The organism is Dietzia sp. B44 (genome assembly GCF_014145245.1).
Lineage (GTDB): Bacteria > Actinomycetota > Actinomycetes > Mycobacteriales > Mycobacteriaceae > Dietzia > Dietzia natronolimnaea.
Genome location: NZ_JAALEF010000332.1, coordinates 1 through 1,410, shown reverse-complemented (window position 1 = coordinate 1,410; position 1,410 = coordinate 1). Strand labels below are relative to the sequence as shown.

The 1,410-nt window shown below is 71.1% G+C and carries 1 protein-coding gene; it reads left to right on the top strand.

Annotated features, from left to right (window positions below; genetic code table 11):
- On the top strand, positions 1-1,334 hold a 1,334-nt coding region (locus G6017_RS11285), incomplete at its 5' end, for a DUF4389 domain-containing protein (RefSeq protein ID WP_182617399.1).
- Between the last annotated feature and the right edge of the window lie 76 nt (positions 1,335-1,410).

Here is a 1,410-nt window from a genome sequence, read left to right as displayed (position 1 = left end):
TCACGGTCCACGTCGACGAGGGCGCCACCGTCGGCACGTTCGGTCTCGACGACCTGATCAGTATCCAGCTCCGCGCGACCCCGGTGGTCCCCGATCAGGACGTGTTCATCGGCATCGCCGATGCGTCCGATGTCTCGGCCTATCTCAACGACGTCCCCCACGCGGTGTTCGGCGACGACCCGTGGGACACCGGGTACACCGTCGAGACCCCGTACACATGGGGCACGGGGTCCGACCCCGACACCGCGCTCGACGAGGTGCCCGGCACCCGCACCCCCGAACCGCCGACCGACCAGGACTTCTGGGCCCAGTCCGCGACGGGCGGCGAGCAGCAGACGATCACCGTCGACCTGCAGTCCGGCGACTGGGTGGTCGTGGTGATGAACGCCGACGGCGCCCGCCCGGTGTGGGTCGACGTGCAGGTGGGCGCGCACACCGAGCTGTTCGGGCTCGCCAATCCCGGGGTTCTGGTCACCGGGATCGTGGCCCTGGTGCTGGGGCTGCCGCTGATCCTGCTAGGAACCGCCGGCCTCGGGCGCGACATCGACCGCGGGCCCGGTGCGGGCGTCCACGCCGTGGGCGCGGGTCCCGATCCGCTGCGTCTGACCGGTCTCCCGGACCCGCAGGTCTCGCGCGCGATGTGGCTGATCAAGTGGCTGCTGGCGATCCCGCACTACATCGTCATCGCGCTGCTGTGGTTCGCGCTGGTGGTCACCACCATCGCCGCGGGCCTGGTCGTGCTGTTCACCGGTCGCTATCCGCGGTCGTGGTTCATGTACAGCGTCGGGGTGCTGCGGTGGAACTGGCGCGTGGGGTTCTACGCCTACTCCGTGCTCGGCACGGACCGGTACCCGCCCTTCTCGCTGGCGCCCGCCGACTACCCGGCCGAGTTGGACGTGGCCTACCCCGAGCGGCTCTCGCGCGGCCTGGTGTTGGTCAAGTGGTGGCTGCTCGTGATCCCGCACCTGCTCATCGTGGGCATCCTCACCGGCGGCGGGGCGGCTCTGACCAGCGCCTCGGAGTACGGGGGCGCCGAGTGGAACATCTCGCTGGTGGGCCTGCTCGTGCTGATCGCCGCGATCGGGTTGCTGTTCACCGGCCGCTACCTGCCCGGGCTCTTCGACCTGATCGTGGGTCTGAACCGCTGGGTGTACCGGGTCGGTTCGTACGTCCTGCTCCTGCGCGACGAGTACCCTCCGTTCCGCCTGGACCAGGGGCCGGAGGAGCCGGTCGGTCACGGGCCGGAGGTCCCGGCGGGTCACGGTCCGGAGACCCCGGTCGGCCAGGGTCCGGAGGGGCCGGTCGGTCACGGGTCGGAGGGGCCCACCGTCTAGTCCGTCCCGTCCCCGCCGTCGCGGTGGCCCGTCACCATGCGGGCGAGGAGATCGGCGAGCCGCTCGTCGATCTCCT